Origin of the sequence: Ruegeria sp. HKCCA5763, assembly GCF_013034545.1 — a bacterium.
In the GTDB taxonomy this organism is placed as follows: Bacteria; Pseudomonadota; Alphaproteobacteria; order Rhodobacterales; family Rhodobacteraceae; genus Ruegeria.
In genome coordinates this window covers 261,117-274,246 of sequence record NZ_WQGF01000003.1, presented here as the reverse complement: position 1 = coordinate 274,246, position 13,130 = coordinate 261,117, and the positions used below count along the sequence as shown (strand labels likewise).

Genomic DNA, 13,130 nt, shown 5'->3' with positions numbered 1-13,130 from the left:
ATGTGGATAACGCCGTCAGGCTGCGACTTCCTGCTCGGGCGCGCTGAGCGAGATGACCAGCACCACAGCCGCGCCATTCAGCCAGTAGAACGCCGCATCCAACCCCGAGAACCCCAGAATGCTGGGTGCAAACAGAAAGGTGATGCCGTCCAACAAGTCTACGGCCAGGTGAACCTTGTAGGGCAAAACCCGCCAGATCCCCAGATGGTGATCGGTCAGAACCGTCAGAACAAAGGCGGCCACCCCGGTCGCAACAGACAACCACAGGGCCAGCGGATTGGAATGACCCAGCCCCAGAAGGAACGGCAAGGTCATCAGGGCAACGGCGACCGGGTAATCCAGATAGGCGTGGACAGAGCGGGTTACAAAACGCAGGGACATAAGGTTTTCCTTTCCTCAACCAGTGATGAAAGGAAGTTAATCTGGTGATCCCGGACGCTGAATTCCTGAGCGTTTACGATATAATGCAGATCGTTCAAAATTAGCGGAGTATCAGTGCATCGCCCTGTACGCAGCCGGTGACAGGCCAACCTGTTTTTTGAATACACGCGAGAACGCGGCTTCCGAGGCGTATCCGACTTCGGCTGCCGCGTCCGCCACGTTCCAGCGCGCCTCGGTCAGACCATGGCAGGCGATCTGCATCCTCCAGTCTGTGAGGTATTGCATCGGCGTCGTTCCCATTTTCTCGGCAAAAAGCTGAGCAAAGGCAGTGCGAGACATACCGGCCTCTCGCGCCAAAGATGCGACGCTCCAATCCTCAGCCGGGGCTTGATGGAACGCGGTCAGCGCCCGCGAAATGCGCAAATCGGCAAACCCGGCCAAAGCCGAATCCTGCGGACTCTGGCGTTCCAGATAGGCCCGGATTGCCTGCGCGAACAGAACTTCGGACAATTTCATCGCGATCAGGTCGCCGCCAATTTTCGCGCCAGAAACCTCGGAACCAATCATACGCAGAGTCGATTCCATCCAGGCCCCGGCTTCTTCGCCGTAGTTTTCGATAAGGATGTAGGGCGGCAGACGGTCGATCAGCATGTGCCCAGTGCCCTTCCGCCCGGCAGGACCTGTGAAAGAAAAGTGACCGCAGATCAGCTGCGTATCTCGGTCTTCGTCAGAGCCACCGTATACCAGCACACCGTCGCCTGTGTAGCCAGCCACCTCAAGCACCTCTTCCAAAGGCAACGCATCCAAAGGCTTGACCTCGGCACAGAGCAACGCGTGCGGCGCACCGTGGGGAATCAGGATCAAGTCACCCTGTCGCAGCCTCAGTGTCTCGCCAGTCGTTGAGACATGCACCTTAAGCTCACCACGCTGCACAAAATGAAACCGCGCGACGTTTTCATAGCCCGGCACCTGAATGCCGAAGGGCGGTGTGAACGATGTGCGAAAGTAGAATGTGCCACGCAGGGACAGGCGCGTGAGAATATCGCTGAGAAGATCTAACATGCGCCAAAAATACGCTTTCCATACAAGCCGTCCAGATTGCTGGACGCATTGCATGGATATTTGCACTTTCTGCAATGAAAAACCCCCGCCGGAGCGGGGGGCTGAAGCTTACGAGCGGACCAGCTTTTCGTAGTCTTCCGCAATCTCGCGGGTCAGGTCGCCCACCTCGAATGTGTACTCCCCAATCTGCCCGACCGGAGTAACCTCAGCTGCGGTACCGGTCAGCCAGCATTGTTCGAAATCGGCCATTTCCTCGGGCTTAATACGGCGCTCATGCACGGTGATGCCTTTGTCTTTCAACATCTGGATCACCGTCTGGCGCGTGATGCCGTTCAAAAAGCAATCGGCCAGCGGCGTGTGAACCTCTCCATCTTTGACGAAAAAGACATTCGCGCCGGTCGCTTCAGCCACATATCCACGCCAGTCCATGAACAAGGCATCCGAGCAGCCTTTGGCTTCGGCTTTGTGTTTCGAGATGGTGCAGATCATGTAAAGGCCTGCGGCCTTGGCGTGAACCGGGATGGTTTCAGGGCTGGGGCGTTTCCATTCGGCAATGTCCAGCTTAGCGCCCTGCATTTTCGCGTCGCCGTAATAAGCACCCCAGGGCCAGACCGCGACGGCCATGCGCACCGGATTCTTGGCGGACGCCACGCCCATATCTTCGCCCGAGCCGCGCCAGACCAGAGCACGCACATAGGCGTCTTGCAGGCCGCTGGCTTTCAGCGCCTCTTCCTTCGCAGCTTCAATTTCGTCGACCGAATAGGGCATCGGCATATCCAGCGCCTCGGCCGATGCGATCAGTCGCTCGGAGTGCTCCCGGCTTTTGAAGATCTTGCCGTTATATGCGCGCTCGCCTTCAAACACGGACGAGGCATAGTGCATGGCGTGGGTCAGAATATGGACATTGGCCTCACGCCAGGGCACCAGCTTGCCATCCATCCAAATGGTACCATCACGATCATCATACCCCGCCATGCGAAACCTCCTGAACCGGGTGAATTTTCGATTATTGCGCCAATTAAGTCCGATACGAACATATTATTGCGCAAAAACTGCGATTCGATACCGCTCTACCCTTGGAATGTCAATAACGCTGACATAAACTCGGCCCCGAGTAACGAATGAGGCGCACCATGTCCGACATCCGCCCGGCCCCGCGTTATGGGGGCGAAAGCCTGTTGTTTTTGACCGATGAGCAATTACGGCAGGGGATTGAGGCCATGTTTTTCGCCTATCGCGGCTTTACTGCGGACCCTGATCGCATCCTAACCGAAATGGCATATGGCCGCGCCCACCATCGGGCAATCCATTTCATCAACCGTGCACCTGGGACTACGGTCAACAACTTGTTAGCGATCCTTGGTGTCACAAAACAGTCTCTAAACAGGGTTTTACGAACCTTGATCGAGGATGGGCTGGTGGAAAGCCGTGTCGGCACGGTGGACAAACGCGAACGCCACCTATTTCTGACTGAGAAGGGGCAAGCTCTGGAGACGACGTTGTCAGATGCGCAACGCTCCAGGATGCGCGCCGCTTACAAGGATGCCGGTCCCGAAGCTGTGGCCGGATTTCGCAAAGTGCTTGAAGCAATGATGGATGCTGATATGCGTCATGCCTATACGAAACTTCGGGATACGACCTCATGAGCGATATGGACGCCCATCTGCTGATTGTTGACGATGACGAACGCATTCGCGATCTGCTCAAGAAATTCCTGATGCGAAACGGGTTCTTGGTCACTGCAGCTCGGGATGCTGCCCATGCGCGGCGGGTCTTGTCAGGGCTGGATTTCGACATGATTGTCATGGATGTCATGATGCCGGGCGAAGATGGTGTCAGTCTGACAAAATCGCTGCGTGAGACGCACAGCACTCCCATCCTGCTTCTAACCGCCAAAGGGGAAACCGAACACCGGATTGCAGGGCTTGAGGCCGGGGCAGATGACTATCTGGCGAAACCCTTCGAGCCAAAAGAGCTGCTGCTGCGGATCAACGCAATTCTACGCAGGATGCCGGAAACGCCAGCCGAGGAAACAGCCGCGAAGATCCTGTACCTCGGCCCGATCCGATATGACATCGAGCGGGGAGAGATGTGGCAGGGCGAAGATCCCGTGCGCCTGACCGCAACGGAAAGCCAGTTGATGAAGATCTTCTCGGCCCAGCCCGGCGAACCGATCAGCCGCGCAAAACTGGTAGAGGATCTTGGGCGCGACAAAGGCCAAGCGCAGGAACGTGCAGTGGACGTGCAGATCACGCGCCTGCGGCGCAAGATCGAGCAAGACCCGAAACAGCCCAGATATCTGCAAACCGTCCGCGGCGCAGGCTATATGCTGGCACCGGATTAAGCGTGCCGCTGCGCGGCGGTTTTGTGCCTTCGGCGAAGGTATTTGTAGCCAGATGAACAGGGGATCCCGATGACAACTGCCCTTTTGACCCATGCTGATTGCCTGGGCCATATCACGCCTGAGGGTCACCCCGAACGGGTGGCGCGGTTGGAGCATGTTCTGAACGCCCTGGAAGGGTTGGAACTGAAACGGATGACCGCTCCGTTGGCGGCTGATGACGATCTGCTTCGGGTGCATCCGGAAGGTTACATTCGCGATATTCGATCCACGCGCCCGTCAGATGGGTTTGCGCAGATTGACGGGGATACGTTCATGTCGCCGGGCTCGGTGGACGCAGCCTATCGAGCCGCAGGCGCAGTGGTGCGAGCGGTCGATCTGGTACTGAGCGGAGACGTAACGAATGCGTTCTGCGCCATTCGCCCGCCGGGGCATCATGCGGAAACAGACACTGCAATGGGGTTTTGCCTGTTTGGCAATGCGGCCTTGGCGGCGAAACATGCGCTGGACCATCACGGGCTTAGCCGCGTTGCCGTTGTTGATTTTGACGTTCATCACGGCAATGGAACACAGGATTTGCTGTGGGACGAAGCGCGTGCCCTGGTGATCACCAGCCAGCAGATGCCCCTTTGGCCCGGTTCGGGACGCCCGGATGAGACAGGGGTTCACGACACGGTTCTTAATATCCCGCTGGCTCCGGGCAGCGGTGGGGCTGACATGCGCGCAGCGTACGAGTCCCAGGCGTTGCCGCGCCTGCGGGCGTTCAACCCCGATCTGATCATCATTTCCGCCGGGTTTGACGCCCATCAGGACGACCCGCTGGCCAATCTGAACTGGTCCACTGGCGACTTTGCCTGGATCACAGCCGAGCTGTGCAAAATCGCCGATGAGGTTTGTGACGGTCGTATCGTCTCGACTCTGGAAGGCGGGTATGATCTGAACGCATTGGCCGCGGCCACACGCGCCCATGTGGAAGAATTGATGAAGGCAGCACCATGACCGATACCCCAGTTGAGCAGATGACATTCGAGCAGGCCATGAAAGAGCTTGAAGCCGTTGTGGGCCAGCTTGAACGCGGCGACGTGGCATTGGATCAATCGATCGCGCTGTATGAACGCGGTGCGGCCCTGAAGAAACGGTGCGAGGACGAGTTGAAGCGGGCTGAAGAGAAAGTGGCCGCGATCACTCTGGATGCCACAGGGCAACCCACCGGGACCACATCTGTCGACGGTCAGTAAATGTTTCGCGAAAGACTGGCGCAGGATGCAGCGCGCATTCAGGCGCATTTTGACCTGGTTCTAGGCGCACTGGACGATGTCGACGTAACGCGGGCCATGGCCTATGCCACGCAAGGTGGTAAACGGTTGCGCGGGTTTTTGGTGCGGGAAAGCGCGCGCTTGCATGACGTGGATGAGGCCCGCTCGATCTGGCCCGCAACGGGGATCGAAGCGCTGCACGCTTATTCTTTGGTCCATGATGACCTGCCCTGCATGGATGATGATGATTTGCGCCGAGGGCGGCCCACTGTTCATGTGAAATGGAACGAAGGGACCGGGGTGTTGGCCGGTGATGCGTTGCAGACCTTAGCATTTGAACTGTGCACTCGGCCCGAAGTTGGCGATGCCCAAACGCGTGCAGAATTGGCTCTGACTCTGGCCCAAGCCAGCGGGGCGCAAGGCATGGTTCTGGGTCAGGCGCTGGATATCGCAGCCGAAACAGCGGCCACGCCTTTGACACTGGAACAAATCACCCGGTTGCAGGCGGGCAAGACAGGTGCGTTGATCGAATGGTCTGCTTGTGCGGGTGCGCGGCTGGCGCAAGCCGGTCCGACCCCTCTGCGCGATTATGCGCAGGCTCTTGGGCTTGCCTTTCAAATTGCTGATGACATCTTGGATGTAGAAGGCGATGTGGAAAAGGCAGGAAAACGGCTGCAGAAAGACGCAGATGCGGGCAAGGCAACCTTTGTTTCGCTTTTGGGTCTTGAGGCGGCCAAAACCCGCGCGACAGATCTGGTTGAAACGGCCTGTGCTGCGTTGGACGGGTACGGTGCGTCAGCAGAAACCTTGAAGGACGCCGCCCGCTTCGTTATTGCCCGGGACAGCTAAGCCAGGAATTCCAATGTCTGACCGCCCGAACACGCCCCTGCTGGACCTTGTGAACCGCCCTGCGGATCTCAAGCAGTTCTCGGACGCGCAGCTGCATCAGGTGGCGCAGGAATTGCGAGCCGAGACAATCTCGGCCGTGTCCGTCACCGGCGGGCATCTGGGCGCAGGTCTGGGTGTGGTCGAGCTGACCACGGCGCTGCATGCCGTGTTTGACACGCCACGCGACAAGATCATCTGGGACGTGGGTCATCAGTGCTATCCGCACAAGATCCTGACCGAGCGGCGCGATCGTATTCGCACATTGCGGATGAAGGATGGTTTGAGTGGTTTTACGAAACGCAGCGAAAGCCCCTATGATCCGTTCGGTGCGGCACATTCCAGCACCTCGATCAGTGCAGCACTTGGTTTTGCCGTGGCGCGCGATCTGGGTGGTGTCACACCCGAGGGTTTGGGCGATGCGATTGCTGTGATCGGCGATGGCTCAATGTCTGCAGGCATGGCATTTGAAGCGATGAACAATGCGGGCCATCTGGGCAAGCGATTGATCGTCATTCTGAACGACAACGAGATGAGCATTGCGCCACCGGTGGGCGCCTTGTCCAACTATCTGTCCCGTATCTATGCGGAAGAGCCGTTCCACGATCTGAAAGCCGCCGCAAAAGGCGCGGTTTCGCTGCTGCCCGAGCCCTTCCGCGAAGGGGCCAAACGCGCCAAGGAAATGCTGAAAGGTATGGCCGTCGGCGGCACGCTGTTCGAAGAGCTTGGTTTTTCTTACCTAGGCCCCATAGACGGACATGATCTGGACCAGTTGCTGCCGGTGTTGCGGACCGTCAAGGCACGAGCGACCGGCCCGATCCTGATTCACGTTCTGACCAAGAAGGGCAAAGGCTATGCACCCGCAGAGCAAGCCCGAGACAAAGGACACGCAACAGCCAAGTTCGACGTCGTGACAGGCGAACAGAAGAAAGCACCTTCCAACGCGCCTTCTTACACCTCGGTCTTTGGCAAAACGCTGGTCGACGAAGCCGCGCGAGACGACAAGATCGTTGCCGTGACCGCCGCCATGCCGGACGGTACCGGCCTAAACCTGTTTGCCGAACGCTACCCGTCGCGCTGTTTCGATGTTGCGATCGCCGAGCAGCACGGGGTGACATTTTCTGCCGCGCTTGCTGCGGGCGGGATGAAGCCATTCTGCGCCATTTATTCGACCTTTTTGCAACGTGGCTATGATCAGGTCGTTCACGACGTGGCTATCCAGCGTTTGCCCGTGCGATTTGCCATTGACCGCGCAGGTTTGGTGGGTGCCGATGGTGCCACCCACGCCGGATCATTCGACATTGCGTATTTGGCCAACCTGCCAGGCATGGTTGTCATGGCCGCCGCAGACGAAGCTGAACTGATGCACATGGTGGCAACCGCTGTTGCGCATGACGAAGGGCCTATTGCATTCCGCTACCCGCGTGGTGAAGGCGTTGGCGTCGACTTGCCGGAACGCGGTGAGGTGCTTGAGATCGGCAAAGGCCGCGTGATCCAGAAGGGCGCGCGCGTGGCACTACTTTCGTTCGGTACCCGATTGTCTGAGGTGCAGAAAGCCGCCGAATCCCTTGCGGGCAAAGGCATCAATCCAACCATTGCCGACGCCCGCTTTGCCAAACCTTTGGACCGCGACCTGATCCTGGACCTGGCAGCAAACCACGAGGCTCTGATCACCATCGAAGAAGGCGCGATTGGCGGTTTTGGCAGCCATGTCGCACAGTTTTTGGCCGAGGAAGGCGTTTTTGATCAAGGGCTGAAATACCGTTCGATGGTCTTGCCCGATACGTTCATCGATCAGGCCAGCCCAACGGACATGTATGCCGTGGCCGGCATGAACGCCGAACAGATCGAAGCCAAAGTTTTGGACGTTCTGGGCGTTGCATCAATAGGGGAAAAGCGCGCCTGAGCTGCGCGCATCGGTCTGGTGACTTCCTCCGGCGCACTTGGGATGCCTGTGATGAGGATTTTGTTCGCTTTAAATGTTCTTAGTGGAAGGAGTATGGGCGTTCCCGTTTCGGCAGCCGAAATTGCTTTGCTGCACAAAAACAAACCTAAGCCGTACCATATCGGATACAGGCGCTAGAAAAGCAGCTTTATCCTCTTCGTTGTCAGTACAAAAAATGTGTGCCGCCGTTCGACTATCGCAGACGCCTTACCGTTAAATCACACCTCGTCCGGCGGCACCGCCCGCTGGTAAAGATGCCACGTGGTGTGACTAAGGATCGGTAGAGTAAAGATCAGGCCCAAAAATGCGGGAACCAGCGATATCAGCATGGTAAACGAGATGATTGCCGCCCAAGTGAGCATGACCACAGGGCTTTCCCTGACAACGTGGACAGAGGTGAGCATCGCGGAAACGAAATTGGTTTCCCGGTCCAGCAACATAGGCATGGCGACAACGGTTACTGTGAACAGGGCTGCTGACAGAAAAGCGCCGACGCACGTGCCAATAGCCAGGAACGTCCAGCCTTGGGGCGTAAATAGCACGGTGTTCAAGAACCCGTCGAAATCGGAAAAGGATGCATTCTGCAGGATGATCGCCAGCCAAAGCCGCACCTGATAAACCCACACCCAGAAAATGAACAAGGTCACAAAGGCCATCCAGCCCATTTCCCGCTTGCGTTGGTTGGCCATGACGGTGAGGATCTCGGACCACCCAAAACTCTCCCCTTTTTGCAAGCGACGCGACATTTCATAAAGCCCGGCGGCGGCAAAAGGCGCGACCAGCGGAAATCCTACAATTGCAGGAATGATCATCCAGATCTTGCCGAGCCAAACCAAGGCCCAAACCAACAGTATTCCGAAAACCGCATAGAACAGGCCGAAAAAACCGCTCATGACGGGGCGCGCCAGAAAATCGGAAAACCCAGCCTTTAGTGCGGCGGTGATATCATCCGCTGTCACTTTGTTGACCTCGGGCACGGCCTGTTGTGGCGGTGTCAGGTTGTCTGGTGGTGTGGAACCTGCGGTCTTGGATGTCATGACAAACTCCTCCCAAAGCATGGCGCCGCGCTGATCCGTTGACCGACAAACCCGACGGTGAACAGATACTCTTCCTGCGGAAGCAAGCATGCCTCAGGCAAGGCATTGGGGCAAGGTCGGGATAGCGGTCGTTCGTTGCAACTTGCTGGAACGTCTGCACTGCGGGACAGAGCCGCCATTGGCCCACTTTCACCGTAGGACCGGACACAGCCCGAAGCGGACATTCACAACTGAGCTTTGCAAATTCCGAGATGCGGGACTAAGCAGCTGTTCGCACTCAAGCACCTAATTACGACATTTAGCCTCTTTGCAGCCATTGAATCGATGCCCAGCATCCGGAGCAATGGCGTCAACCGGACATTCTTTGCAGACGCAAATTGGAGAGCCTTCCAATTGCTAAGCGATCATTCGGCTCCAACGCGGTGCTGTTTGTCGGTTTTACCCCAAAACCCATTTGGCCTAAGCGTTGTCGCCAAAAACCTGAAAACCGCAAAAATTGAACTTTCCTCACAGCTCATAAGGCGATGTAGTGCTCACCACACCAGATCATGTTTGGCTGGTTGAAAGACTGAAGACGCGTTGCCACCTGCTACGACAAAAACCTTAAGGGCTTCCTTTCTGCCATAGCAGTCCAGCAACCGATTTTTGTTTGCTACGAGGCCTAAGACCACCCTAAAATTTCTACCCCAAACCCATCGCAACCAAGGGCAATAACACACCCGACATGGCTATCGATACACCCATCGGATAGCTGGCTTTTGGTCGCATTGCGAGCCAGCGGCATTCCGGAAATCCAATTATCGAGCGGGTTGTGATCACAAACAGCATGCCCACGACCATGGACAGGGTGAAAGTGTAGAAGAACAGCAAAAGAAAGTAGCTGGGCACAAACATTGTCAGCGCGGCGATTGCCTTTACGTCCCCTCCACCCCACAGGCGCAGCATGAAACCAAGAAAACCAACGACAAATACGCCGACGCCGAAGATCGCGCGGTATAACGTCTCGTGGAAGGATAGAAACACGGGCGTGGAGAGGACAAAAGCGGCGAGCATAATCAGCACCAGCCTATTGGATATCCTGAGGTTCTTCAGGTCATTCCATGCCATTGCAGCCAAAAGCGGAGTAATGACGATCAAGGGGACGAACTGCGCGACTTCAGGCGACATTTTCGCTACTCGCAGTCAGCGATTGGCGCTTGACCATCGGGGTCAACAAATCATGGATCAATTCGGGTTGAGAGGACGTTTCTGTTTTGACGTAGATATTGCGAAGATGCGTACGCAGTGTCGAAATTGAAATCGACAACTCGGACAACAAGGCGTTGTTGTTCAATCCCCGCGCCAATAAAACGCAAACCCGATATTCCGAGCGGCTCAGCCGACAAGGGTTGTCCATAGACAAAATGCTTTTTGGTTCTTTCTTGATAAGCTTTCGGCGCGTGTTTTTCTGCTTCGCTTCGGAAAACCGACCAAGAGATCTTTTCTTCCAGCAATCCGACAGAACAGGGCCCAGAACGCTCAGTATATCAACCACAGCCGAAGAGATGGGGTGGCTAAAATGCAATTCCAGAAAGTCGGCGACACCATTTTGCCTTTCCAGCAAAATGGATACGGACTCGTAAAATCTGCGGAACTCATAGAACTCTGATAGATGTTCGTATTCAGAAAGGTCATCGAGCTTGCCGAACCAAGCCGACCCCAGTTTGGCCCGGCTCATGTTGTTGCCGTAGATGGCAGGCGCGATGCAGAAGTCGAAACCGCTGAAACTGTCCGGCGTCTTGTGATTGGCGTCGTAGCTCAGCACTTTTGCCGAATTCTGATTGCCTTGCAGGTCCACCCGGCTGATTGAAACGACTTCCGCATCAATTGCGCGAGCTGTTTCGCGCAGTGCATTTAGCAGTGGGACTTTCCCCTGAGTCGCCTGGCAAAGGACAGCTACGACTTTAAGAAGTTCTGACGTTGGTGCCATTGCACCGGGCGCGAAACGATGCGCCGAAAACAAACTATTCATACCGTTTAACATTGACCGAAACCCGATCACTCCTTTCGACAAACACCCCCACCCGTCGATTGCGTCGCGATTTTTTGTGTGGCCGGACTCCACTTAACTACCTAAAAGCTTACTCTTTTCTCTCTAAACTGGGCAAAATCTGCCGAAACTAGACGCCCGTTTTGTCCTCGTTTTGGAAACATGAACTGCCCGAACACGCGATTACGGCGGATACGGCCGGGAATTCTACGCCCCAAAGCCCCGGAAGTATCGAATCATCGAAGGTGCGGCGGTAATGATGATCAGCGTCGGCAGCATCAGCGCGGCCAGAACAGCGGACATCTTTACTGGTAGCTGGTTTGCCAGTTCCTGTGCCCGTGTTTCGCGTGAGTCCCGCATTTCAGACGCATAGGTGGTCAGAGCTTCGGACATACTGGTCCCGTAGCGTATGGATTGCTGGACAACAGTGGCAAAAGACTGGATTTCATCAACCCCTGTACGCCGCGCCATGTCAGACAGCGCAGTTGCGCGGGGACGCCCGGCCTGAATCTCGTGCTGGGTGTTCAGAAACTCAAACGCCAGATCAGGGGAGGCCAGCGCCAGCTCGTTCCCGACCCGGGTCATGGCGGCATCAAAGCCCAGACCGGCATGAAGTGATATCTGCAACAGGTCGAGGGCGTTCGGAAATGCGTCACGGATACGTTGCTGACGCTCTTTGCGGCGATGCTTCAACCAGGCTGCGGGAACAAAATATCCGACCGCCGTCAGCAAACCAATAAGCTGAATAGCGTTGGCTTTGCTGATGGATTCAAAAATGCCAGTAATCGCGCTGGGAACGGGGATGCCAGGCGTTCTTGAGGCAACGATGAGCAGACCCAAAATCATAGGCACGAAAATTCCAAGCCAAACCCGCGTTAGTGTGTAGATACGCAAGGCATTCCGACCAGTCAGCCCGGCCTGAATCAGCTGATCCTCGATCTTGCGCCGCTCAGCCTCCCTACTGGGCAGTGCGGCCTTAAAAAGACCTTTAGGGGTGACGAGAGTCTCCCGCAACAGTCCACGGTCATTGCGGGCTTCATACCTTTGGGCGCGCAGATTGGCGATGCGGACGGCCGCTGGATGGCGGCGGCTCAACGCCGAGGTTACGGCAACAAACACCAGCAAAACGCCAAGGCCAAAGACGGTCAGCAGAATTGTTTCGGCTGGCCAACCGAAACGAAGCGAAATGATTTCCAGAATATTTTCCATGAAACTGTCCTCAGATACGGAAATTAACGAGTTTGTGCAGGATGATGACGTTCGAGACCATCAGAACGACAACCAGCACTGCAAGTTTAATGAATGCGGGATCGTCGCTGACATCGGTGTAATATCCCGGCGCGTTGATCGACATTAACCCCATGATCACCAGCGGAATGATCGACAGAAGAAACCCGGACAGCCGTCCTTCTGCGGAAATGGCCTTGATCCGCGCGCGCAACGCGATGCGCCGTCTGACAACAGTGGCCAGAACGGACACGATCCGCTCCAGATCGCCACCGGTACCGTGTTGGATCGCCATGCTCGCCGCCAGGTATTGTGCATCTTCCGAGCCGACCCGGTCTGCAAAGTCCTGAACCGCGTCGGGAAGCTCATCACCAAAGCTGATCTGGTCGAAGATGATACCAAACTCGGACCCTATCGGATCTTGCATCTCGTCCGCGACGGCTTTGATCGAGGTGTTGACCGGATGGCCAATTCTCAGGCCGCGCGCCATCAGCTCTAGCGCATCGGGCAACTGACTAGTCAAAGCTTTTTGGCGTTCAGCCTGCCGAGATTTCACGATCAAAGCAGGCAAAACTACACCCAGGATGAGCGCAATCGGAGCCGCTTGCCAAGGCGGTAGGAAAATCATACCGGCGGTAGCGATCGCCAGAGTACCAAACAGGCAAAGCAGCACGAAATTCTTTGCTGAAACATGCAGTCCCGCCTGAATCAATGTATCCGGCAAATTCCCAAAAAACGGAATTTTCGCAAAAAAGCCTGTCTGGGTCTCAGGAAGCAGCAAGGCCAGCCGTTCTTCATCGGACACGCCTTGCCGGACCATGCGCATCCGGCGATTGCGGGCCTCTGCATGGTTTTCACCGCGACGGGCAAAGTGGAACACCCCGGTAATCAGCATGAAAATTCCGACGAAGACGCAAGCCAGCGTCAGATAGTTAAGAAGTTCTGCGGTGTTGATACTGGTCATGCC

General features: G+C 56.3%; 14 protein-coding genes. 6 read left to right on the top strand and 8 right to left on the bottom strand.

Annotation, left to right across the window (positions count from 1 at the left end; genetic code table 11):
- Positions 1 to 15: 15 nt before the first annotated feature.
- From GOV89_RS07865 to GOV89_RS07855, 3 genes are all read right to left on the bottom strand, one after another.
- Positions 16 to 381 carry a hypothetical protein gene (locus GOV89_RS07865; RefSeq protein WP_171237920.1) on the bottom strand — a complete coding sequence of 122 codons (366 nt, stop codon included), beginning with the start codon at positions 379 to 381 and terminating at the stop codon, positions 16 to 18.
- A gap of 111 nt (positions 382 to 492) precedes the next feature.
- A complete protein-coding gene (locus GOV89_RS07860) occupies positions 493 to 1,443 on the bottom strand; it encodes an AraC family transcriptional regulator (RefSeq protein WP_171178460.1) in 951 nt (316 codons plus the stop codon).
- A 108-nt stretch (positions 1,444 to 1,551) separates the two neighbouring features.
- Positions 1,552 to 2,418 (bottom strand): branched-chain amino acid aminotransferase, encoded by an 867-nt coding sequence (locus GOV89_RS07855; protein WP_171178461.1) that lies wholly within the window; start codon positions 2,416 to 2,418, stop codon positions 1,552 to 1,554.
- Between the two features lie 158 nt (positions 2,419 to 2,576).
- Here GOV89_RS07855 and GOV89_RS07850 point away from each other — a divergent pair, with 158 nt between their 5' ends.
- The 6 genes from GOV89_RS07850 to dxs all read left to right on the top strand — a co-directional run bounded on the left by GOV89_RS07850 (position 2,577) and on the right by dxs (position 7,831).
- Positions 2,577 to 3,089, top strand: a complete 513-nt coding sequence (locus GOV89_RS07850) for a MarR family winged helix-turn-helix transcriptional regulator (RefSeq protein ID WP_171178463.1) — start codon at positions 2,577 to 2,579, stop codon at positions 3,087 to 3,089.
- Positions 3,086 to 3,787, top strand: coding sequence for a response regulator (locus tag GOV89_RS07845; RefSeq protein WP_171178465.1), 702 nt, complete (start codon positions 3,086 to 3,088; stop codon positions 3,785 to 3,787). Before GOV89_RS07850 ends, GOV89_RS07845 begins: the two co-directional genes overlap by 4 nt.
- Positions 3,788 to 3,856: 69 nt before the next feature.
- Positions 3,857 to 4,783, top strand: a complete 927-nt coding sequence (locus GOV89_RS07840) for a histone deacetylase family protein (RefSeq protein ID WP_171237919.1) — start codon at positions 3,857 to 3,859, stop codon at positions 4,781 to 4,783.
- Positions 4,780 to 5,022: an exodeoxyribonuclease VII small subunit gene (locus GOV89_RS07835; protein ID WP_171178469.1), complete on the top strand. Its 243-nt coding sequence runs from the start codon at positions 4,780 to 4,782 to the stop codon at positions 5,020 to 5,022. Before GOV89_RS07840 ends, GOV89_RS07835 begins: the two co-directional genes overlap by 4 nt.
- Positions 5,023 to 5,889, top strand: a complete 867-nt coding sequence (locus GOV89_RS07830) for a polyprenyl synthetase family protein (RefSeq protein ID WP_171178472.1) — start codon at positions 5,023 to 5,025, stop codon at positions 5,887 to 5,889.
- A 13-nt stretch (positions 5,890 to 5,902) separates the two neighbouring features.
- Complete coding sequence (gene dxs, locus GOV89_RS07825; RefSeq protein ID WP_171237918.1) at positions 5,903 to 7,831, top strand: 1-deoxy-D-xylulose-5-phosphate synthase; 1,929 nt, start codon at positions 5,903 to 5,905, stop codon at positions 7,829 to 7,831.
- A 257-nt stretch (positions 7,832 to 8,088) separates the two neighbouring features.
- On the opposite strand, the gene GOV89_RS07820 is transcribed toward dxs, so the two are convergent.
- The 5 genes from GOV89_RS07820 to GOV89_RS07800 form a co-directional block, all read right to left on the bottom strand.
- Complete coding sequence (locus GOV89_RS07820; RefSeq protein WP_171237917.1) at positions 8,089 to 8,907, bottom strand: DUF2189 domain-containing protein; 819 nt, start codon at positions 8,905 to 8,907, stop codon at positions 8,089 to 8,091.
- 681 nt (positions 8,908 to 9,588) lie between these two features.
- Complete coding sequence (locus GOV89_RS07815) at positions 9,589 to 10,074, bottom strand: prepilin peptidase (RefSeq protein WP_171180488.1); 486 nt, start codon at positions 10,072 to 10,074, stop codon at positions 9,589 to 9,591.
- Positions 10,064 to 10,918, bottom strand: coding sequence for a LuxR family transcriptional regulator (locus GOV89_RS07810; protein ID WP_171180491.1), 855 nt, complete (start codon positions 10,916 to 10,918; stop codon positions 10,064 to 10,066). Before GOV89_RS07810 ends, GOV89_RS07815 begins: the two co-directional genes overlap by 11 nt.
- A gap of 225 nt (positions 10,919 to 11,143) precedes the next feature.
- The gene (locus GOV89_RS07805) at positions 11,144 to 12,145 is read right to left on the bottom strand and encodes a type II secretion system F family protein (RefSeq protein ID WP_171180493.1); all 1,002 of its coding nucleotides are present in this window, start codon (positions 12,143 to 12,145) and stop codon (positions 11,144 to 11,146) included.
- Positions 12,146 to 12,155: 10 nt separating this feature from the next.
- Entirely contained in the window at positions 12,156 to 13,127 is a 972-nt protein-coding gene (locus tag GOV89_RS07800) for a type II secretion system F family protein (RefSeq protein WP_171180501.1), read from the bottom strand.
- Positions 13,128 to 13,130 lie beyond the last annotated feature (3 nt).

What these genes read in the sequence shown, in the direction of transcription:
- GOV89_RS07865 (WP_171237920.1), bottom strand. Translation starts at nt 381, where the DNA reads ATGTCCCTGCGTTTTGTAACCCGCTCTGTCCACGCCTATCTGGATTAC.
- GOV89_RS07860 (WP_171178460.1), bottom strand. Translation starts at nt 1,443, where the DNA reads ATGTTAGATCTTCTCAGCGATATTCTCACGCGCCTGTCCCTGCGTGGC.
- GOV89_RS07855 (WP_171178461.1), bottom strand. Translation starts at nt 2,418, where the DNA reads ATGGCGGGGTATGATGATCGTGATGGTACCATTTGGATGGATGGCAAG.
- GOV89_RS07850 (WP_171178463.1), top strand. Translation starts at nt 2,577, where the DNA reads ATGTCCGACATCCGCCCGGCCCCGCGTTATGGGGGCGAAAGCCTGTTG.
- GOV89_RS07845 (WP_171178465.1), top strand. Translation starts at nt 3,086, where the DNA reads ATGAGCGATATGGACGCCCATCTGCTGATTGTTGACGATGACGAACGC.
- GOV89_RS07840 (WP_171237919.1), top strand. Translation starts at nt 3,857, where the DNA reads ATGACAACTGCCCTTTTGACCCATGCTGATTGCCTGGGCCATATCACG.
- GOV89_RS07835 (WP_171178469.1), top strand. Translation starts at nt 4,780, where the DNA reads ATGACCGATACCCCAGTTGAGCAGATGACATTCGAGCAGGCCATGAAA.
- GOV89_RS07830 (WP_171178472.1), top strand. Translation starts at nt 5,023, where the DNA reads ATGTTTCGCGAAAGACTGGCGCAGGATGCAGCGCGCATTCAGGCGCAT.
- dxs (WP_171237918.1), top strand. Translation starts at nt 5,903, where the DNA reads ATGTCTGACCGCCCGAACACGCCCCTGCTGGACCTTGTGAACCGCCCT.
- GOV89_RS07820 (WP_171237917.1), bottom strand. Translation starts at nt 8,907, where the DNA reads ATGACATCCAAGACCGCAGGTTCCACACCACCAGACAACCTGACACCG.
- GOV89_RS07815 (WP_171180488.1), bottom strand. Translation starts at nt 10,074, where the DNA reads ATGTCGCCTGAAGTCGCGCAGTTCGTCCCCTTGATCGTCATTACTCCG.
- GOV89_RS07810 (WP_171180491.1), bottom strand. Translation starts at nt 10,918, where the DNA reads ATGAATAGTTTGTTTTCGGCGCATCGTTTCGCGCCCGGTGCAATGGCA.
- GOV89_RS07805 (WP_171180493.1), bottom strand. Translation starts at nt 12,145, where the DNA reads ATGGAAAATATTCTGGAAATCATTTCGCTTCGTTTCGGTTGGCCAGCC.
- GOV89_RS07800 (WP_171180501.1), bottom strand. Translation starts at nt 13,127, where the DNA reads ATGACCAGTATCAACACCGCAGAACTTCTTAACTATCTGACGCTGGCT.